The sequence below is a fragment of the Oscillibacter valericigenes genome (assembly GCF_016902445.1).
GTDB lineage: Bacteria > Bacillota > Clostridia > Oscillospirales > Oscillospiraceae > Oscillibacter > Oscillibacter avistercoris.
Window position 1 is genome coordinate 1 of sequence record NZ_JACSNX010000014.1, and the last position, 20,337, is coordinate 20,337.

13 protein-coding genes are annotated in these 20,337 nt (G+C 64.8%); 4 read left to right on the forward strand and 9 right to left on the reverse strand.

The features are described 5' to 3' along the window. Positions 1-601: 601 nt before the first annotated feature. Both H9X91_RS09365 and thiI read right to left on the reverse strand, forming a co-directional pair. The gene (locus H9X91_RS09365) at positions 602-1,870 is read right to left on the reverse strand and encodes a competence/damage-inducible protein A (protein WP_204804568.1); all 1,269 of its coding nucleotides are present in this window, start codon (positions 1,868-1,870) and stop codon (positions 602-604) included. A 189-nt stretch (positions 1,871-2,059) separates the two neighbouring features. After that, the gene (gene thiI / locus H9X91_RS09370; protein WP_243414513.1) at positions 2,060-3,274 is read right to left on the reverse strand and encodes a tRNA uracil 4-sulfurtransferase ThiI; all 1,215 of its coding nucleotides are present in this window, start codon (positions 3,272-3,274) and stop codon (positions 2,060-2,062) included. Positions 3,275-3,490: 216 nt separating this feature from the next. On the opposite strand from thiI, the gene H9X91_RS09375 reads away from it, so the two are divergent. Next, positions 3,491-4,318: a PepSY domain-containing protein gene (locus H9X91_RS09375; RefSeq protein ID WP_204804570.1), complete on the forward strand. Its 828-nt coding sequence runs from the start codon at positions 3,491-3,493 to the stop codon at positions 4,316-4,318. A gap of 229 nt (positions 4,319-4,547) precedes the next feature. Here H9X91_RS09375 and H9X91_RS09380 read toward each other — a convergent pair whose 3' ends face one another. Beyond that, complete coding sequence (locus H9X91_RS09380; protein WP_204804572.1) at positions 4,548-5,045, reverse strand: hypothetical protein; 498 nt, start codon at positions 5,043-5,045, stop codon at positions 4,548-4,550. Between the two features lie 181 nt (positions 5,046-5,226). Between H9X91_RS09380 and H9X91_RS09385 the strand changes: the two genes are divergently transcribed. Then, the gene (locus tag H9X91_RS09385; protein ID WP_204804574.1) at positions 5,227-5,853 is read left to right on the forward strand and encodes a flavodoxin family protein; all 627 of its coding nucleotides are present in this window, start codon (positions 5,227-5,229) and stop codon (positions 5,851-5,853) included. Positions 5,854-6,010: 157 nt separating this feature from the next. On the opposite strand, the gene H9X91_RS09390 is transcribed toward H9X91_RS09385, so the two are convergent. Continuing rightward, positions 6,011-7,528, reverse strand: coding sequence for a YifB family Mg chelatase-like AAA ATPase (locus tag H9X91_RS09390; RefSeq protein WP_204804576.1), 1,518 nt, complete (start codon positions 7,526-7,528; stop codon positions 6,011-6,013). A gap of 337 nt (positions 7,529-7,865) precedes the next feature. Between H9X91_RS09390 and nifJ the strand changes: the two genes are divergently transcribed. Beyond that, on the forward strand, positions 7,866-11,492 hold the full coding sequence (gene nifJ / locus H9X91_RS09395) for a pyruvate:ferredoxin (flavodoxin) oxidoreductase (protein ID WP_204804577.1): 3,627 nt from the start codon (positions 7,866-7,868) through the stop codon (positions 11,490-11,492). A 122-nt stretch (positions 11,493-11,614) separates the two neighbouring features. Here nifJ and H9X91_RS09400 read toward each other — a convergent pair whose 3' ends face one another. Beyond that, on the reverse strand, positions 11,615-13,330 hold the full coding sequence (locus tag H9X91_RS09400; protein ID WP_204804578.1) for an S-layer homology domain-containing protein: 1,716 nt from the start codon (positions 13,328-13,330) through the stop codon (positions 11,615-11,617). A gap of 230 nt (positions 13,331-13,560) precedes the next feature. On the opposite strand from H9X91_RS09400, the gene H9X91_RS09405 reads away from it, so the two are divergent. Continuing rightward, a complete protein-coding gene (locus tag H9X91_RS09405) occupies positions 13,561-15,564 on the forward strand; it encodes an LTA synthase family protein (RefSeq protein WP_204804579.1) in 2,004 nt (667 codons plus the stop codon). Positions 15,565-15,673: 109 nt separating this feature from the next. Here the strand turns inward: H9X91_RS09405 and H9X91_RS09410 are convergent, their stop codons facing one another. From H9X91_RS09410 to mnmG, 4 genes are read right to left on the reverse strand one after another with little or no spacing between them, the layout of a single operon-like run. After that, positions 15,674-16,411: a type 1 glutamine amidotransferase gene (locus tag H9X91_RS09410; protein ID WP_204804580.1), complete on the reverse strand. Its 738-nt coding sequence runs from the start codon at positions 16,409-16,411 to the stop codon at positions 15,674-15,676. Between the two features lie 4 nt (positions 16,412-16,415). After that, positions 16,416-17,744: a Mur ligase family protein gene (locus H9X91_RS09415; RefSeq protein ID WP_204804581.1), complete on the reverse strand. Its 1,329-nt coding sequence runs from the start codon at positions 17,742-17,744 to the stop codon at positions 16,416-16,418. After that, the gene (locus tag H9X91_RS09420; RefSeq protein WP_204804583.1) at positions 17,741-18,415 is read right to left on the reverse strand and encodes a cyclase family protein; all 675 of its coding nucleotides are present in this window, start codon (positions 18,413-18,415) and stop codon (positions 17,741-17,743) included. The genes H9X91_RS09415 and H9X91_RS09420 overlap by 4 nt, the downstream gene beginning before the upstream one ends. 33 nt (positions 18,416-18,448) lie before the next feature. Further along, a complete protein-coding gene (mnmG, locus tag H9X91_RS09425) occupies positions 18,449-20,317 on the reverse strand; it encodes a tRNA uridine-5-carboxymethylaminomethyl(34) synthesis enzyme MnmG (protein WP_204804585.1) in 1,869 nt (622 codons plus the stop codon). Between the last annotated feature and the right edge of the window lie 20 nt (positions 20,318-20,337).

The following is a 20,337-nucleotide window of genomic DNA, read 5'->3' on the forward strand; positions in this document are numbered from 1 at the left end:
CGCCCTGCGGTCCGGCGGGGCCCTGCTCGCCCTGCGGTCCGGCGGGGCCCTGCTCGCCCTGCGGTCCGGCGGGGCCCTGCTCGCCCTGCGGTCCGGCGGGGCCCTGCTCACCCTGCGGTCCGGCGGGGCCCTGCTCACCCTGCGGTCCGGCGGGGCCCTGTTCGCCCTGCGGCCCGGCGGGGCCCTGCTCGCCCTGCGGCCCGGCGGGCCCCTGCTCGCCCTGCGGTCCGGCGGGCCCCTGCTCGCCCTGCGGTCCGGCGGGGCCCTGCTCGCCCTGCGGCCCGGCGGGGCCCTGCTCGCCCTGCGGCCCGGCGGGGCCCTGTTCGCCCTGCGGTCCGGCGGGGCCCCGTTCGCCCTGCGGTCCGGCTGGGCCCTCTGGACCGGGCTTTCCCCGGGGAATGGCAAATTCCAGCTCCACACCGCAGGGCGTTGGCGAGGCGGTCACTCTGGCCCGGGTACCGGGCGGTGTGGTGATGGTGCTGCCTACTGTTACAGTGGGAATTGGACAGCACGGAGGACAGCATGGGTCCCCCTTGAAATGATGCATATACAAAAGCCTCCTCTCTCAAAGGCTAGGCCAGTATATGCGCCACAGGCCGCCTCAGGTGCGCCCCTGTTCGATAGGCAGACCGGTGAGATACCGACGGACCACATCCAGGGCATGGTTTGCGGCCAGATCCTGGATCCGGTCCCGCCTGCGGCGGCCGGAGTCCGTCCGGCGGCAGAAGGTGCCGTCCGGCGTGGCCAGACCGATGTACACCAGCCCCACCGGATTGTCCCGCTCGTCCCGGTCCGGGCCAGCCACGCCGGTGACAGACACGCCGATGTCTGCCCCTGTGATCCGCCGGGCGCCCTCCGCCATGGCCCGGGCCGTCTCCTCCGACACGGCGCCGTGCTGGTCCAGGATCGCCTGGGGAACGCCCAGCACATCGGCCTTGACGGAGGTCCAGTAGCTGACCACGCCGCCCCGGTACACGCTGGAGACGCCGGGCAGGGCGGTGATCCGCTCCGCCACCCGGCCGCCGGTGCAGCTCTCGGCGGTGGCCAGGGTGAGATCCCGCTCCTTCAGCAGATGGAAACAGACCTCCGCCAGATCTTTCACGTCCACCCCGTATACCACGTCCCCCAGGGCGGAGCGGACCTCCGCCACCACCGGGGCCAGCATGGCCTCTGCCTCTGCCTGGCTGGCAGCCTTGGCGGTGGCCCGCAGCCGCACCTCGCAGGGCTTGGCGTAGGTGGCGAGGGACGGGTTCACCATGTGGGCCATCCGGTCGTGGAGCAGCTGGTCCACGGAGCTCTCCCCCATGCCGAAGGTCATGATGTCGCGGGAGACGATAACCTCTCTGGAGAGGGCCCGGAGATACGGCTCCACACACCGGCGGAGCATGGTCTCACACTCATGGGGCGGACCGGGCAGCATCAGCACATGGACGCCGCCGGCCTCGAAGGCGCAGCCGGGGGCGGTGCCCACCGGGTTGTCGAATACGGTGCAGCCCTCCGGCAGCTCCGCCTGCTGGATGTTGTTCTCCGGCATGGGCACGTGGAGGGCGGACTGATAAAAGGCCCGGATGTCCGCCAGAATGTCCGTATGGAGCACCAGCTTCTGCCCGAAGGCCTCACAGATGGTCTGCTTGGTCAGGTCGTCATAGGTGGGGCCCAGGCCGCCGGTGGTGAGGATGATGTCCGCACGGCGGCGGGCGATGTCCAGCGCCTGGCGCAGCCGCTGGGGGTTGTCCCCCACCACAGTGTGCCAGAAGACGTTGATGCCCAGGGTGGACAGGCTCTGGGAGAGCATCTGGGCGTCGGTGTTGGCGATGTTGCCCAGCAGGATCTCGGTGCCCACGGCGATGATCTCGGCGGTGTGAGACATCAGATCACATCCTTTCAATATTACGAGAGCTTCATCAGATAGGAGTGAGAAGATAGGAGATAGGAGTTCGATTAGGAATGAGAAATTAGGAATTTAGGAATTGATGTGCCGCCTGCGGCGGCGAATTTCAATTCGTCCGGCTCCGCCGGACACCTCAACTCCTAACTCCTCATTCCTAACTCCTAACTTTTAACCGATCCGGGGCGCATCGGTGGGCTTCACCCGCACCCAGGTCTCGCCGGAGAGGGCCTTTTGGACCAGGGCGTCCACGTCCAGGGCGGACTCCGCCGCCCGCACGTCCTCCAGCCGGGGCCGGGTGGCGGGGTGGCGGGGGGTGAACACGGTGCAGCAGTCCTCATAGGGGAGGATGGAGGTCTCGAACACCCCGATGTCCCGGGACATGCGGATGATCTCCACCTTGTCCATGCCGATCAGGGGCCGCAGCACCGGCAGCGTGGTCACGTCCTCCGTGACGCCCAGGGCCAGCATGGTCTGGCTGGCCACCTGGCCCAGGGATTCGCCGGTGACCAGGGCGCCGGCATTGGCCTTCTTGGCGATGGCCTCGGCGATGCGCATCATGAACCGGCGCATGATGAGGGTGAAATACTCCTCCGGGCAGTTCCGCCGGATCTCCTCCTGGATCTCCGTGAAGGGGACGATGTGGACCAGCAGCCGCCCCGTCCAGGCGGTCAGCAGCCGGGCCAGCTCCAGCACCTTGTCCTGGGCCTGCTGGGAGGTGTAGGGCGGCGAGACGAAGTGGACCATCTCCAGCTCCACGCCCCGGCGGGCCATCATCCAGGAGGACACCGGAGAGTCGATGCCGCCGGACAGCAGGCTCACCGCCCGGCCGCCCATGCCGATGGGCAGCCCGCCGGCACCGGGGACGGAGGGGGCGTGGACGTAGGCGTACTTCTCCCGGATCTCCACGAACACTGTCAGGTCCGGGCTGTGGACATCCACCGCCACGTTGGGAAACAGCTCCGCCAGGTCGCCGCCCACCGCCTGGCTCAGCTGGATGGAGTTCATGGGGAACGTCTTGTCCGCCCGCTTGCTCTCCACCTTGAAGCTCTTCGCGGCGGCAAAGGCGCCGCCCAGATAGGCCCTGGCCGTCTCCACGATGGCGGGGACCGTTTTCTCACAGGGCACGGCACGGGCCACGGCGGCGATGCCGAACACCTGGCGGCAGGCGGTCCAGGCGGCCTCCATGTCGCAGTCGTCGCTCTGGGGCTCCACGTAGATGGTGCTCTGGCGGAGGGAGCACTGGAAGCTGCCGCAGTTCTTCACCCGGCGGCGGACATTGGCCAGCAGCTTGTCCTCAAAGGACTGGCGATTCTGTCCCTTCAGGACCACCTCGCCCAGTTTCAGCAAAAAGATCTCCTGCGGGGCAGGGGAAGCGTTCATCATAACGGACCTCCATATCAGAAGATTTTGGAATATCGGCCCCTATTATAGCGCATTTTCCCGGGAATAGAAAGCCTGTTTTGCGGGGAAGGACCGGCGGTGCAAAAAAATAAAAAAATTTTCCGGCCGGTGCAATAAAACCTCTGCCGCCGCCGTTAATGGTGCAGAAGGGGCGGGAGAGACCCGCCGACAGCAGACTTTTGAAAAGGAGAATGAACGATGAAGAAGAACGGTTTCTGGAAGGGCTTCGGCTCCGGCTTGATCCTGACGGTCCTGATCGTGGCGCTGGGCGTCACGGCCACGGCCACCTCCCGCCGCAGCATTCAGGTGGAGGACGGCGTCGGCATCACCCTCAACGGCGCAAAATTCACCCCCCGGGACGCCGACGGCAAGGAGGTCTCCGTGTTCCTGTACAACGGCACCACCTACGTTCCCGTCCGGGCCATCAGTGAGGCCATGGGTATGGATGTGTCCTTCAACTCCGCTACCCGTACTGTGGTGCTGACCACTGCGGACCGCACCGCCAGCCAGCAGGGCTCCACCGCCGCCTCCGGCGACTATATCAGTGCCGACCGGGCCAAGCAGATCGCCCTGAACGACGCCGGCGTGAAAGAGTCTGCCGCCGTGTTCCTGCGGGCCAACCTGGACTGGGACGACGGCCGCATGAAGTACGAGGTGGAGTTCTACAGCGGAAATACGGAGTACGACTACGACATCGACGCGGTCACCGGCGCCATCCTCAGCTCTGACCGGGATCTGGAGGACTTCCAGATCTGGAACAGCGGCACCAGCACCAACCGTCCCGCCAACGTCTCCTCCGGCAGCGCCTCCAGCGGCAACTACATCACCGCGGAGCGGGCCCAGCAGATCGCCCTGGCGGAGTGCCCCAGCGGCTCCACCGTTTACAAGTGCCAGTTCGACTGGGACGACGGCCGGGCGGAGTACGAGGTGGAGATCCGCAACGGCTGGACCGAGTATGACTTTGAGATCGACGCCGTCACCGGCACCATCCTCAGCCGGGACATCGACAACGACAGATACGACTGAGAAAAAAGAGGCGCCGCCGGCGCCTCTTTTTTCATGAGGAATTAGGAGTTAGGAATTAGGAATTTCTGCAGAATGCGGCGTAGGGGCGGTGATCTGCCGCCCGGAAGATGAATGCAGAGAGTGGAGAGTGAAGAGTGGAGAGTTGAGATAAAAGATCAGGGATAAAAGATAAGAGATACCCCTTCGCCGGGAAATAAAGGTTATCTTTTATCTTTTCACTTTTATCTTCTTAGTCTTCCCACTCCACCTTGTGGGCCTCCCACCACGCCGGGAAGTTCGGGTCTTTCGGGGAGAGAGTCGCGGGATAAAGAAAAGGGAGAGGGGCTGCCTTGGACTGGCAGTCAAATGGCATGATAGATGTTGTCGCACTGCCCAAATGCAAAAATTTCAATACGGCCCCATTGCTTTCTGTCCAAGTTTCCCCATTATATTTTTGGAATACCTCATTCAACGAAATAGAATTTTTTTCCTGGTGTCTGCTCAAAAGCTGGCCATAGAGATATTGAATGGCTTTTTTCTCTTGTCCTATTTTCTTCTTGTCAAACAATACGGGAATATGTTTGTTCAGTAAACCCAATTCCACATCCATGATCGAAGTACCGATTGTATCGGTTGTTTGCTCCGTAATCAAGCACCGCTCAAAGATGGCCTGGACATTGTCCTCGTTCAGATCGATCAGATGAAAGCCCTCGGTTTTCATAATTGGTTTTTTATTGAGAAAGCCCATTGTGCAATCCCCCTCCCGCGCCGGAACGGCGCCAAATCATTTCATCCCCATCATACCGGATTTTCCCCCGCCCCGCAAGGGGCGTTTTCCGCCTCCCGCCTGGGCGGGGGTTGTCCCGGCGCGGGGCCTCTGCTATAATAAAGACACATCCAGGGGAAACCAAATCATGGAGGGGAAGTTTATGAAGATCGTGGCCATCAACGGCAGTCCCAGAAAGAACGGCAATACCGCCCAGGTGCTGGAGGTGGCCCGGCGGGAGGTGGAGGCCGCCGGCGTGGAGTTCCAGGTGTTCCAGCCCGGCGCAAAGGTCCATCCCTGCCTGGCCTGCTACCACTGCCTGAACACCGGCAGCCTCCGGTGCGTCCAGACCGACGACATGGTCAACGACATCATCGCCGCCTGCATCGAGGCGGACGGCATCCTGCTGGCCGCGCCCGTGTACCACGGCGGCATCGCCGGGGGCATGAAGTGTGTGCTGGACCGGCTGATGCTGGCGGCGGGCTGCGGTGTGAACCAGCTCCACCACAAGGTGGGCGGCGCCCTGTGCACCCTGCGCCGCAGCGGCGGCATGGAGACGTACCAGCAGCTGCTGGGCACCATGGACGCCATGGAGATGGTGATCGTCACCTCTGACTACTGGGGCGCAGTCCACGGCGCGGACCCCGGCGAGGTCCAGGGAGACACCGAGGGCATGGAGGTGGCCGCCAAGCTGGGCCGCAACATGGCCTGGATGGTGAAGGTCCTGGCGGAGAGCAAGATCCCCGTGCCGGAGACCCACCCCCGCACCATGACCAACTTCATCCGGTAAACCGGGGAGACCGCCTGTACGGCCCCGGCAGCTGCTGGAAGGGGGATTTTGAAGATGTACCCGCTGCTGGCGGCCCTGTTGGCCTGGAACCGGCACTGAACGCCTTATTCCCACAAAAGCGAACCAGGCGGCCCCATGGCGGGGCCGCCTGGTTTGTTTATCCCTTGAGAATATCCGTGTTCCGGAATTGAATGGCCTCCGCCAGATGCTCCGGGCCGATGGCCTCCGCGTTGTCCAGGTCCGCGATGGTCCGGGCCACCCGCAGGATGCGGTCGTGGGACCGGGCGGTGAGGCCCATCCGCTCGAAGGCGGACTTCATCAGCGCGTCCCCGGCGCTGTCCAGGCGGCAGAAGTCCCCGATCATGGGGGCGGGCATATAGGCATTGCAGGTGACGCCGGTGCCGGCAAAGCGGGCGGTCTGGACGGCCCGGGCGGCGTCCACCCGGCGCTTCACGTCGGCGGAGCTCTCCGGCGTCTCCTTCCGCCGCATGGAGGCGTAGTCCACCGAGGGGACGCTGACGTGGAGGTCGATCCGGTCCAGCAGGGGGCCGGAGATCTTTTCCACGTACTTGGCCACCTCCCGGTCTGAGCAGGTGCACCGGCCCGAGGGGTGTCCCCGCCAGCCGCACCGGCAGGGGTTCATGGCGCACACCAGCTGGAACCGTGCCGGCAGGTGCAGCGTTCCGCCGGAGCGGGCCACGGTCACGGTGCCGTCCTCCAGGGGCTGGCGCAGGGTCTCCAGCACATCCCGGTGGAACTCCGGCAGCTCGTCCAGAAACAGCACACCGTTGTGGGCAAGGGAGATCTCCCCCGGCCGCAGCAGGGGCCCGCCGCCGGCCAGGGCAGCGGCGGAGGCGGTATGATGGGGAGCGCGGAAGGGCCGCCGGGTCAGCAGGGGGTGCTTCGGGTCCGCCAGCCCCGCCACGGACCAGATGCCGGAGACCTCCAGCGCCTCCTCCCGGCTCATGTCCGGCAGGATGGAGGGCAGCCGCTTGGCCAGCATGGACTTGCCGGCGCCGGGAGAGCCGATCAGCAGCAGGTTGTGGCCGCCCGCGGCGGCGATCTCCAGGGCCCGCCTGGCGTTTTCCTGGCCCATCACGTCCCGCAGGTCCGGGCCGGCGGCTTCGTCCGCCTCCGGCACCCAGGCCGTGGCGGGGGAGAGGCGGTCCTCTCCCCGCAGATGGCGGGCAAGAGCCCCCACATCCGGTACGCCGTAGACGGTGAGACCGTCCGCCAGTGTGGCCTCGGCGGCGTTTTCCGCCGGGACGTACAGCTCCTTGACGCCGGCGTCCCGGGCGGCCAGGGCCATGGGCAGCACGCCGGTGATGCCCCGCAGCGCCCCAGTGAGGGACAGCTCCCCGAGAAACGCCGCCTCCGCCGGAGGCGGCGGCAGCTCTCGGGCGGCTGCCAGGATCCCCACGAAGATAGGCAGGTCGTAGACCGTGCCGGCCTTTTTCTGCCCGGCCGGGGCCAGGTTCACGGTGATCCGGCTGACAGGGAACTTGGCCCCGCAGTTTTTCACCGCCGCCCGGACCCGCTCCCGGGCCTCCCGCACGGCGGCGTCCGGCAGGCCCACAATGTCAAAGGCGGGCAGGCCGCCGGAGAGAAAGCACTCGGCACTGACCGCATACCCCGCGATGCCGTTCAGCCCCAGGGAGCGCACCGTCACCACCATGAGAAGACCACCTCCAAAAGTGTTTCGGCGGGGATTGGATGTCCGCCGCCGGAAGGACCCGTTGCGAATTGTCGAAAAGTGCTGTTTTCGCAAGAGAGAGTTTACCACAAAATGACCAAATAGAAAACCCCCTGATTCAAAATCTGCCGAAAAAACAGAGAAGCTTTGTCCTTTCCGCAGAAATTCGAAAATTTGCGCAAAAAATAACAAGGCGGTTATTTACATGGGAAAATTCAAGTGATATAATATAAACGCATGAGCGTTCGGGGGAATGCGACCGTGTTCATGTTGGCATAAAATGTCGCGACGAGAGCGGCAATTTATAGGAGGTAAGTTTATGGCAAGAAAGTTCAAGTCCATGGACGGTAACAACGCAGCTGCGTATGTCAGCTATGCGTTTACCGAAGTGGCGGGGATCTATCCCATCACCCCGTCCTCTCCCATGGCAGACTTGGTCGACCAGTGGTCCGCCGCTGGTCAGAAGAACATTTTCGGCACCACCGTCAAGGTCGTCGAAATGCAGTCTGAGGCAGGTGCCTCCGGCACGGTCCACGGCTCCCTGGCCGCCGGCGCGCTGACCACCACCTACACGGCGTCTCAGGGCCTGCTGCTGATGATCCCCAACATGTACAAGATCGCCGGCGAGCTGCTGCCCTGCGTGTTCCACGTGTCCGCCCGGACCGTGTCCACCCACGCCCTGAACATCTTCGGCGATCACTCCGACGTCATGGCCTGCCGCCAGACCGGCTTCGCCATGCTGTGCGAGGGCAACGTGCAGGAGGTCATGGACCTGGCGCCCGTGGCCCATCTGGCCGCCATCGAGGGCCGCGTTCCCTTCCTGAACTTCTTCGACGGCTTCCGCACCTCTCACGAGATCCAGAAGGTCGCCGTGTGGGATTACGACGACCTGAAGGAGATGTGCGACATGGACGCCGTGGCGGCGTTCCGCAAGCACGCCCTGAATCCCGAGCGGCCCAACATGCGGGGCTCCCACGAGAACGGCGACATCTTCTTCCAGCATCGTGAGGCCTGCAACAGCTACTACAACGCTCTGCCCGACGTGGTGGAGAAGTACATGGGCAAGATCAACGAGAAGCTGGGCACCGACTATCAGCTGTTCAACTACTACGGCGCCGCCGACGCGGACCGTGTGATCATCGCCATGGGCTCCATCTGCGACGTGGCCGAGGAGGTCATCGACTACCTGAACGCCAACGGCGAGAAGGTGGGCCTCATCAAGGTCCGTCTGTATCGGCCCTGGCGCGCGGACAAGCTCCTGGCCGCCATCCCCGCCACCTGCAAGAAGATCGCCGTGCTGGACCGCACCAAGGAGCCCGGCTCCCAGGGCGAGCCCCTGTACATGGACGTGGTCACCGCTCTGGCCAACGCCGGCCGGACCGACATCCAGGTGATCGGCGGCCGTTACGGCCTGGGCAGCAAGGACACCCCGCCCGCCTCCGTCTTCGCCGTGTATGACGAGCTGAAGAAGGACGCCATGAAGCGCGAGTTCACCATCGGCATCGTGGACGATGTGACCAACCTGAGCCTGGAGGAGAAGCCCGCTCCCAGCGTGGCTCCCGCCGGCACCATCGAGTGCAAGTTCTGGGGCCTGGGCGGCGACGGCACCGTGGGCGCCAACAAGAACTCCATCAAGATCATCGGCGACCACACCGACAAGTATGTCCAGGCGTACTTCCAGTACGACTCCAAGAAGACCGGCGGCGTCACCATCAGCCACCTGCGCTTCGGTGACTCCCCCATCAAGTCCTCTTACTACATCAACAAGGCCGACTTCGTGGCCTGCCATGTGCCTGCCTACATCACCAAGCACTTCCCCATCGTCCGGGACGTGAAGCCCGGCGGCACCTTCCTGATCAACTGCCAGTGGAGCGATGAGGAGCTGAGCCACCACCTGGACGCTGCCTCCAAGCGGTACATCGCCAAGAACAACATCCAGGTCTACACCATCGATGCCATCGATCTGGCCAAGGAGATCGGCATGGGCAAGCGGACCAACACCATCCTCCAGTCCGCCTTCTTCTCTCTGGCCAAGGTCATGCCCGAGAGCGAGGCCATCCAGTACATGAAGGATGCCGCCACCCACTCCTACCTGAAGAAGGGCCAGGACATCGTGGACATGAACCACAAGGCCATCGATGCCGGCGCCACTGCCTACAAGAAGTTCGACGTGCCCGCCGACTGGGCCAACGCCGTGGATGAGACCGAGGCCGTCAAGCACGAGGGTCCCGCCGCTCTGGTGGAGCAGGTCTCCACGATCCTGGATCCCGTGGGCCGCATGGACGGCGACAGCCTGCCCGTGTCCGCCTTCGTCAAGCACGTGGACGGCCAGTTCGAGCTGGGCGCCGCCGCCTATGAGAAGCGCGGCGTGGCCGTGTCTGTGCCCACCTGGGATGCCACCAAGTGCATCCAGTGCAACAACTGCGCCTATGTCTGCCCCCACGCCACCATCCGTCCCTTCGCTCTGACGGAGGAGGAGGCCAAGAACGCCCCCGCCGCCGCCAAGATCGTGGACGTGAAGGCCGGCAAGGGCAAGGGCGTGTACAAGTACACCATGGCCATCAGCCCGCTGGACTGCATGGGCTGCGCCGTGTGCGTGGGCCAGTGCCCGGTGAACGCCCTGACCATGGTCCCGCAGGAGGACGAGGCCGCCCAGCAGGACGTCTTCAACTACTGCGTGGCCAGCGTGTCCGAGAAGAAGGACATGCAGGACAACACCGTCAAGGGCAGCCAGTTCCGCCAGCCCATGCTGGAGTTCTCCGGCTCCTGCGCCGGCTGCGCCGAGACCAGCTATGCCCGCCTGATCACCCAGCTGTTCGGCGACCGGATGTACATCTCCAACGCCACCGGCTGCTCCTCCATCTGGGGCGGTCCGGCTGCCACCTCTCCCTACTGCACCAACAAGGACGGCCACGGCCCCGCCTGGTCCAACTCCCTGTTCGAGGATAACGCCGAGCACGGCCTGGGTATGTATCTGGGCCAGCAGGCCACCCGCAGCCGTCTGGCAGACCTGACCCGTCAGCTGATCGCGCTGTCCTGGTCCACCGCCGAGATCAAGGAAGCCGGCCAGAAGTGGCTGGATACCATGGAGGACGGCGCCGCCAACGGCGAGGCCTCCAAGGCCTATATCGCCGCTCTGGAGAAGGGCATCTGCACCGTGGACGAGCTCATCGCCAGCGGCAAGCCCGAATTTGAGGCCCACGGCAAGGAGCTGAAGGCCGCCGGCAAGCAGTTCTGCGACTGCGACGCCTGCAAGCTGGTCGCTGAGATCCTGGCGGACAAGGAGTTCCTGTCCAAGAAGTCCATGTGGATCTTCGGCGGCGACGGCTGGGCTTACGACATCGGCTTCGGCGGCCTGGATCACGTCCTGGCCTCCGGCAACGATGTGAATGTCTTCGTCTTCGATACCGAGGTGTACTCCAACACCGGCGGCCAGGCCTCCAAGGCCTCCAACATCGGCCAGGTGGCCCAGTTCGCCGCCTCCGGCAAGGAGACCAAGAAGAAGTCCCTGGCGGAGATCGCCATGAGCTACGGCTACGTCTACGTGGCCCAGGTGGCCATGGGCGCCAACCCCGCCCAGACCCTGAAGGCCATTCAGGAGGCCGAGGCCTATCACGGCCCGTCCCTGATCATCGGCTACGCTCCCTGCGAGATGCACTCCATCAAGGGCGGCATGATGAACTGCCAGCACGAGATGAAGAAGGCTGTGGAGTGCGGCTACTGGAACCTGTTCCGCTTCCAGCCCGACGACAAGGGCGGCAAGTTCACCCTGGACTCCAAGGAACCCGCTGGCGGCTATCAGGAGTTCCTGATGAACGAGGCCCGGTACAGCCGGCTGACCCGCGAGTTCCCCGACCGCGCCAGCGAGCTGTTCCAGCGCAACGAGAAGGCTGCCATGGACCGCTATCAGCACCTGCTGAAGCTGAAGGCCATGTACAGCGAGTAAGCGAGATCCCTTCCAAGCACAAAAGGACCGCGGGATTTTCCCGCGGTCTTTTTTTCGTCAGAGATCTGATAAAAGGCCCCCGGACGCTGCGGCATCCGGGGGCTCTTGGAACATTTTGAGGATTACAGCAGGGCCTGGAGACGATCCGCCATGGCGGCGCCCTGGGCCCGGGTGATCCCGGCAGAGGCGCCTGCGGCTTCCGGCAGCAGGCCCCAGCGCCAGGCCCGTGCCAGAGCATCCGGATCCCAGGCGCCCGCCGTCAGCCCGTCGGGCAGGGGAGCGGTGCGGACCGCCTCCGGCTCCAGTCCCAGCGCGTCCGCAGTACGGACCAGGAACACGGCGGCCTCCTGCCAGGTGAGGGGACGGGCGGCGGCAAAGGTCCCGTCGGCGGTGCCGCCGGTGACGCCGGCCTCCGCGGCCCAATTCACCGCGGGCAGATACCACTCCACGCCCAGCAGGTCCCCAAAACCGGCGGCTTCCGACGGGGCGGGGGACCCGGCCGCCTCATACAGCAGGCCCACGAACCGGCCCCGGGTCAGAGGCGCGTCGGGATATGCACGCTGCTCCAGCTGCTCCGGGTGGTCCAGCAGCCACTCCACAGCGGTGTCCCGGTCAGCCAGCGTGTCCGCCATGGTCTGGGGGACCGTCACATCCGGCTCCAGGGACTCCACGCCCCGGCCAGCGTCGGCATCCAGCAGGGTGCCCAGATCGATGTACTTGGTGGACACGCCCACCTGGACCCCGGAGTTGGGCAGGGCGAAGGAGCCCACGGAGCCGAAGTGGTCCACGCTGCCGCTGGCAGGCTCTCCCACCAGTACGGCGCCCATCTCCTGCAGCTTCACGGCGTTGATGACGGCGGAGGAGAAGGTGGTCTCCCCGATGAGCCCCACCAGCTGGGCCCCGTCATCCATCTCCTGCCGCAGCACGGCCAGCAGGGGCCAGATCACGCCGTCAGACCCGCCGCCGTTGTTCCGCAGATCCAGCAGGACCCGGCTGTAATCGCCAGCGTCCAGATCTGTCTGCACCTGAGCGGCGAAGGTCTCCATGGGCAGCTCCGGGTCCTCCCGGCAGGTGTTGTACTGAATGTAATAGGTGACATCATTCAGCGGAGCACTCCAGTAGGAGTCCTCTGTGGCGGCGGTGGCCGGGGAGACGGTGATTTGATCCGACAGCCGGGCCAGGGAGACAGACCCCAGCGCCGCCGCGTCCACCGGCTCCACCGCCAGGACCGGCCCGCCCGCCAGGGTCAGCTCCAGATCGCCGCCCTCCGGAACCAGGCCCACATACTCATACAGGTCCGCCACGTTGCAGCTCTGCCGGTACTGCCGCCGGAGCTTCACCGGGTTGTCAGCACTCAACAGAGCGGAGAAGGACTCCAGCACCGCCTCCATAGAATGGCCATTGACGGCGGTGACCTCCGAGCCCAGTAGGTCCCCATGGGCTTGCTCCGCCGTGGTGAGATACCAGTGGCCGTCGTACCAGGTGAGGACCATCGGGTAGAAGCGCACCTGGTTCGCCACCGCGTTTAGGGACACCTGGGTGTGGGAGTCCCCTGCCAGGGCCGCCAGGCTCTGGAGGTCCAAGGAAAAGTCCACGTCGCTCTCTCCGGCAAGCCGGGCTTCGATCTCCGCCTTCCGGGCCAGAAAATCCGCCTCCGGTGTGTTGGCAAACAGATCCGGATGATACTGGACCAGAGATCGATAGAGCACATCCAGGTCCTGCTGCCTGGCATCTGCCGGAGACAGGGCCGGTTCTGCGGCCTGGGCACACGCCCCAAGGGCCAGCGCGGCGGACAGAGCCAGTCCGCCGGTCCTCCGAAGGAAAGTTGATCGCTGCATGATGATCGCTCCTCTCGCTGTATTATTTAAATAATACAATAATACGAAAGGAACGGCTTGTCAAGAACCTCTTCCTCCCGTATGCCATCTATACGGAACAGATGGAAAGGATTCTTCAAATTACATGAAAGTTCCGTTAAAAAATTGAAAAAAATTCGCAAAAAGTTCATGGAATCCGGGAGAAAAACAAGCTATAATAAAGGGCCATGTATAGAAAGAAGGTCATCACCATGCAACAGACATCTCAGCCGGCGGCCGTGGATGCCAAATGGCATCCACAGGAACGCTATGCGTTCCTGTATCTCCCCCTGCTGGCCCTGCTGGTCACGATCGTGGTGGAGCTGTTCAATCACAAGAGCTTTACGGAGGGCCTGACCGGCTTTTGGAATTTTCTCTCCCAGGATCCCCTGGCGATGCTTGTCAATGTATTGATCGTGCTGGTGACGCTGGTCCCGGCGTTCTTCCTGCGGCGGAGGGTCTTCTGGTGCGCACTGGTCGCATTTTTGTGGCTGGTCTGCGGCGGTGTGAACGGCTTCATTCTGCTCAACCGGATGACGCCCTTCACGGTGGCGGATCTGACGGTGTTCGAGACGGGACTGGACACCGTGCCGAACTATCTCTCCACCGGGTACATCATCCTGCTGGTCTCGGCGCTGGCGGCTGTGGCCATCGGCCTGATCCTGCTGTTCTGGAAGGGGCCCCGCAGCACCCAGCCTGCGCGGACGCGCTTTCTCACCGGTGTGGCGGCCCTGGCGGTCTCCGGCACGCTGACGGGCGGCGCCTGCGCCGCGGCATTCGCCACGGGAGACCTGTCCAATCAGTTCGCGAATCTGGCCTTTGCCTATGAGGACTATGGCTTTTCCTACTGCTTCCTGCAGACCTGGCTGAACCGGGGCATCCGCCGCCCGGACAATTACAGCCGGACAACGGTGGAGAAGATCCGCCAGCAGGTGGAGGAAAAGACGGCGGCCTCGACGGCAGTGCCCCAGACGGATGTGAACGTCATCTTCATCCAGCTGGAGTCTTATATCGATCCCTCCATGGTGCAGGGCCTGGAGCTGTCAGAGGACCCGGTGCCCAACTGGACGGCACTGAAGGAGCAGTATACCTCCGGCTACCTGACTGTGCCGGTGGTGGGCGCAGGAACGGCCAATACGGAATTTGAGGTCCTCACCGGCATGAGTTCCCGGTTTTTCGGGCCGGGCGAGTATCCCTTCCAGACATGCCTGACGGACCAGACCGTGGAGTCTGTGGCCTTTGACCTGAAGGCCAACGGCTATGCCACCCACGCCATCCACAACCACCGGGCGGCATTCTACAGCCGGAACGAGGTCTATCCGAACCTGGGCTTTGACGATTTCACCGCCCTGGAGTATATGCCCACAGTTGCGAAGACCCCCACCAACTGGGCCAAGGACGGCGTGCTGAAAGATCAGATCCTCCAGGCGCTGGATGTGACGGAGGACCAGGCAGACCTGGTGTTCACGGTGTCTGTGCAGGGACACGGCAAATATCCCATGGAGCAGAAGCTGCAGGATCCGGCCATTACAGTGGAGGCCTGTCCTGATGAGGAATACCGCTATGCCATGGAGTATTATGTCAATCAAGTCCACGAAATGGACGCCTTTGTGGGAGAGCTGATCGAGGAGCTGTCCCAGCGGGACGAGCGGACCGTGCTGGTCCTTTACGGCGACCATCTGCCGGCGCTGAATCTGGAGGCTGAGGACATGGAGAGCAGCAGCCTCTACCGGACAGAGTACATCATCTGGGACAACTTCGGCCTGGAGCAGCAGGATGAGCCCCTGGCGGCCTATCAGCTGTCGGCGGCCGTGCTGGAGCGGCTGGGGATCACCACGGGGCTGATGAATCAGTTCCAGCAGACGTTCCGGGAGGAGCCCACCTACCGGGCGAATCTGCGTCTCCTGCAGTATGACGCCCTGTACGGGAGCGGTTATCTGTATGAGGACCAGGGCCGGTATGAACCCACGGAAATGAAAATGGGCATGGTGCCCATCCGGATCACCGGTATGAAGCAGCAGGGGGAGACCTGGTACATCCTGGGAGAGAACTTCACCCCCTACTGTGTGGTGACGGAGGACGGCAGACAGCTGGAGACGGAATATCTTGCGCCCTGGCTGCTGCGGCTGCAGGATATGCCGGATACCGCAGACTGGCGCGAACTGTCCATCAGTGTGGTGGATAAGCACAACGAGATCCTCAGCAATACGGAATAGCAGGCAAAAATCGGGGAGGCCGTACGGCCTCCCTGATTTTTTGCAGATGAGAACGGTCTGCCCGCAGGCGTGCTCCGCCGGAGCACAGCGGTCGGCCGGACCAGGACGCTTATTGTTTGGCTTCCGCCCGCAGCTTCAGCTGCTCCGCCGTGATGGCGTAGCCAGCCTCTGCGTAAGGGAATGCCGGCCGCTCCTCCGGCAGGGGAATGCCCCGCCGGGCGCAGATGGCCGCCGCCACAGCTTCCAGCAGCCGGGGATTCTTCACCAGAAGCGGTCCGGTGAGCTCCGAGGCGAACACGTTCTTCCAGTGGAAGCCCTCGGGGCCCTTCTCCGCCTCGTTGCCGAAGCCCATGGTGAGTCCGGTGAGCAGCGGTGTCTCCACTCCGTGGGTCTCACCGCATTTGTTCATGAATCCGACGACCGGCTCCGGGTACAGGTCTGTACTGCCGTACACGTCCCCCACGATGCGCCTGCTGCCCTGGACCGTGGTAAAAGCGGCCAGACCGATGCCGCTGTATGTCTCTCCGTCCTTGTCGGTGACGGAGGCGCCCAGCAGCTCCATGGCCGTACCGGCGAACAGCATGGCGCAGCCGTCCTCCGCCAGGGCCTTCACCGCCGGGCCGTACTGGACGAAATCCCCGGCGGCGAACCGCTGGGCCCGCTCCGTGCCGGCCCCCATGAAGAGAAAATCCGCGCCGGCGATGTCCGCGCCTTCGCCGGGCCGGACGGGCTGGACGGTGACCGTGCAGCCCAGCGCCTCCAGATACCGCCGGAGCACGGATACATTGGCATAGCTGCCGTACAGGCTCATGAGATCCGGATAGAAATGGATGATCTTCAGTTCCATGTTCTCACGCCTCCTTTACCACCTGGGAGAGGATCTTGTCCCGGTCCGAGAAGCAGGTGACCACGTAGAGATCCTCGCTGCCCGCCGCCTTCAGCTCCGCCGCCGCGGCGGGGATGTCCGGCTGGACCGTGACCTTTTCCCAGGGAATGTCCGTGAAGGAGAACCGCTCCGCCAGGTCGTTGCAGTACCGGCCGGAGAGGATCACCCGCTGCACCTGGGGGGCGTTCAGCTGGTTGAAGTCGATGTCCCACAGCCAGCTGGTCTCGCTGGTGAAGTACTTCCGGCTCACCGCGTCCACGATCACCAGAACGGTGCAGGGGTCCTGGGCAGCGCGGATGTACCGGAGGTTGGTGTCATAGGCGATGGAGTTCTCGTGCTTGCTGGTCAGCAGCATCCCGCGGTGGGCGCCCAGGGTGAACTTCTGCATCCGGCCGTTCTTCAGGATGTAGTTGTTGATGACGCCGGCGGCGGTGTCAGACGCCACGCCGCACTCCCGGCAGGCGGCGTAGGCCGCCAGGACGTTGTAGACATTGTAGATGCTGCGGAAGGCCAGCTGGATGGTGACGCTGCCGTCGATGGTCAGCGTGCCCCGCTCCAGGTCCAGGGCCGTGGCGGTGTAGTCCGTGGCGGGCTTCCGGTGGCCGCACTTCGTGCAGCGGAAGGCGCCGATGTGGTTGTAGTGGACGTAGTCGTATTCCATGGGAGCGCGGCACACCGGGCAGTATGCCCCGTCGCGGTACGCGCCGGTGGGGGCGTCCGTGTCGGAGGGGCAGCGGTCCAGGCCGAACCACTTCACCTTCTCATGCCCCCGGGCGAAGCAGCTGGACAGGGGATCGTCAGCGTTCAGGATCAGCTCCGTCTCCGGGTGGATGGCCGGCAGGATGGCGTCGTAGACCCACTCCGGGTGGCCGTTCCGGGTCAGCTGGTCCCGGTACAGATTGGTGATAACGAACTCCGTGGGGTGGAAGTACCGGAAGCTCTGGGCCGCGTACCGCTCGTCGGACTCGATCAGCAGCACATCCGCCCGGACGGCGCCGGTGAGGGACGCGTGGGTCAGCACCGTGGTGGTGACGCCCTCGATCTGGTTGGAGCCCTCCTCGTTGTAGACCACGGTCTTGCCGCCCGCCCGGAGGATGGCGGCGATCATCTCCACCGTGGAGGTCTTTCCGTTGGAGCCGGTGACGGCGATGACATGCTGGGGCAGCCGGACCCGGGCCAGAATGTCCGGGCAAATCTTCAGGGCGAATTTGCCGGGCATGGAGCTGCCCTTGCCCACCAGCTTGCCCACGGCACGGCCGAATTTACATACCAGGATGGCGAGAAATTTTTTCAAAGCGCATCCGTCTCCTTTCCCTCCGGGACATCCCGGAATTCCGCCACGGCCCGCACCGGCGCGCCGTCGGCGTTTTCAAATTTCAGCGGCAGGGCATAGAGGGTCATGTCTCCGTGGCCCACCGCCTGCTTCAAACATAAGCTCTCCAGGATCACCAGTCCGCCGCCCAGCAGCGTCCGGTGGACCGGATACGTCTCGTCCTCCAGCGCGTCCACGCTGAGGGCGTCCGTCCCCACGCCCTTGAGGCCCCGGGACACCAGATACCGGGCTGCCTCCCGGTCGGGGACGGGGAAACCGCCGTCACAATAAGCGGGGGTGCCCCACCGCTGTTCCCAGCCGGTGCAGAACAGGAGGAACTCCGCCCCGCGGAACATCGCCTCCCGCTCCCGCAGGAACTCCGCCGTCAGGACGCTCCCCGGCGGCAGGTCCGACACGTCCAGCACCATCGCCTGCCCGCAGAACCGGGAGACGGGCAGCGCCTCCAGCGAGGCGCCGTCCCCCAGCATGTGGGCAGGGGCGTCCATATGGGTGCCGGTGTGGGAGGCGAGGGTCAGCAACGTCTCCCGGTACCCGTCCCGGTCCAGCGCGGCGGCGGGGGCGAGAGCAGGCGCGGGGGAGCCGGGATACATGGGCATCTCCGGCGTGATGGTGTGGGTCAGGTCGATGAGCAAGGGGACCTTCCTCCTTCTGCCGGGGCGGCGGTGTCAGTGCCGCTCCAGATAGATCATGAGCGCCGTCACATCCGCCGGGCTGACGCCGGAGATGCGGGACGCCTGTCCCAGATCCGCCGGGCGCACGGCGTCCAGCTTCTCCCGGGCCTCCAGCCGCAGCCCCTGGATGGCACTGTAGTCCAGGTCCGGCGGCAGGCGGCGCCGCTCCATCTTCCGGAAGTCCTCTACCTGCTTTTGCTGGCGCTGGATGTAGCCGGCGTACTTCACGCTGATCTCCACCTGCTCCGCCACATCCGGCGGCAGGTCCGGCCGGTCCGGGTCGAAGGGGGCCAGGTCGGCGTAGGTCAGCTGGGGCCGCCGCAGCAGGGCGATGAGGGAACAGCCGTCCGGGGCGTCCGCCGTGCCATGTTCCGTGAGGAACGAGGCCAGGGCGGGGGAGGGGGCCACGCCGGTGTGGGTCAGCCGGGCGATCTCCCGGTCCACGGCGGCGTATTTCTCCTCCACCTGCCGGAGCCGCTCCTCCGGCACCAGGCCGATGTCCCAGCCCCGGCGGGTCAGCCGCTGGTCGGCGTTGTCCTGCCGCAGCAGCAGCCGGTACTCGCTGCGGGAGGTCATCATGCGGTAGGGCTCGTAGGTGCCCTTGGTCACCAGGTCGTCGATGAGGGTGCCGATGTAGCTCTCCGACCGGGAGAGGATGAAATCGCTCTGGCCCTGCAGCCTCCGCGCGGCGTTGACCCCGGCGCAGAAGCCCTGGACCGCCGCCTCCTCATACCCGGAGGAGCCGTTGAACTGCCCCGCGCCGTACAGCCCCGGAATGGCCTTCACCTCCAGGGTGGGCCGCAGGGCCAGGGGGTCGATGCAGTCGTACTCGATGGCGTAGGCGGGCCGGGTCATCACGGCATGCCGCAGCCCCGGCACGCTGTGGAGCATCTGGATCTGCACCTCCTCCGGCATGGAGGAGGAGAAGCCCTGGATGTACAATTCCTCGGTGTTCAGCCCCATGGGCTCCACAAACAGCTGGTGGCGGAGCTTGTCCGGGAACCGGACCACCTTGGTCTCAAAGGAGGGGCAATAGCGCGGGCCCACGCCCTCGATGACGCCGGAGTACATGGGCGCCCGGTCCAGGTTCTCCCGGACGATGCGGAGGGTCTCCTCCGTGGTCCAGGTGAGCCAGCACACCGCCCGGTTCTCCGGCGGGGCCTTCGTGGTGAAGGAGAAGGGCACCGGCAGAACGTCGCCGGGCTGGACCTCCATCTCGTCAAAGTCCACCGTCCGGGCGTTGACCCGGGGCGGGGTGCCGGTCTTGAACCGCCGCAGGGGCAGGCCCAGCCGCAGCAGGGAGTCCGTCAGCCGTCCGGCGGCGTGCATCCCGTCGGGGCCGGAGTCCTCCACGCACTCGCCCACGATGGTGCGGCCCGCCAAATACGTGCCGGTGGCGAGAATGACGGCCTTCACGGAGAACACCGCCCCGGTGGAGAGCACCACTGCGCTGACGGCGCCGCCCTCCGTGCGGACCTCCACCACCTCGCCCTGGCGGACCGTCAGGTGGTCCTGCCGCTCCAGGGTGTGCTTCATGTATTCCTGATAGCGCCGCCGGTCCGCCTGGGCCCGGAGGGACCAGACGGCGGGGCCCTTGCCCTTGTTCAAAAGACGGTACTGGATGCAGCATTCGTCGGCGGCTTTCGCCATTTCGCCCCCCAGGGCGTCCAGCTCCCGGACCAGGTGGCCCTTGCCGGTGCCGCCGATGGCGGGGTTGCAGGGCATGTTGCCCACGGCGTCCAGGTTGATGGTGAACACGATGGTCTCCATCCCCAGCCGGGCGGCGGCCAGGGCCGCCTCGATGCCGGCGTGGCCCGCGCCGATGACGGCGATGTCAAATTGTCCGGCGTTGAATTCGGTCATGGAAAAGCGGATCCTTTCAT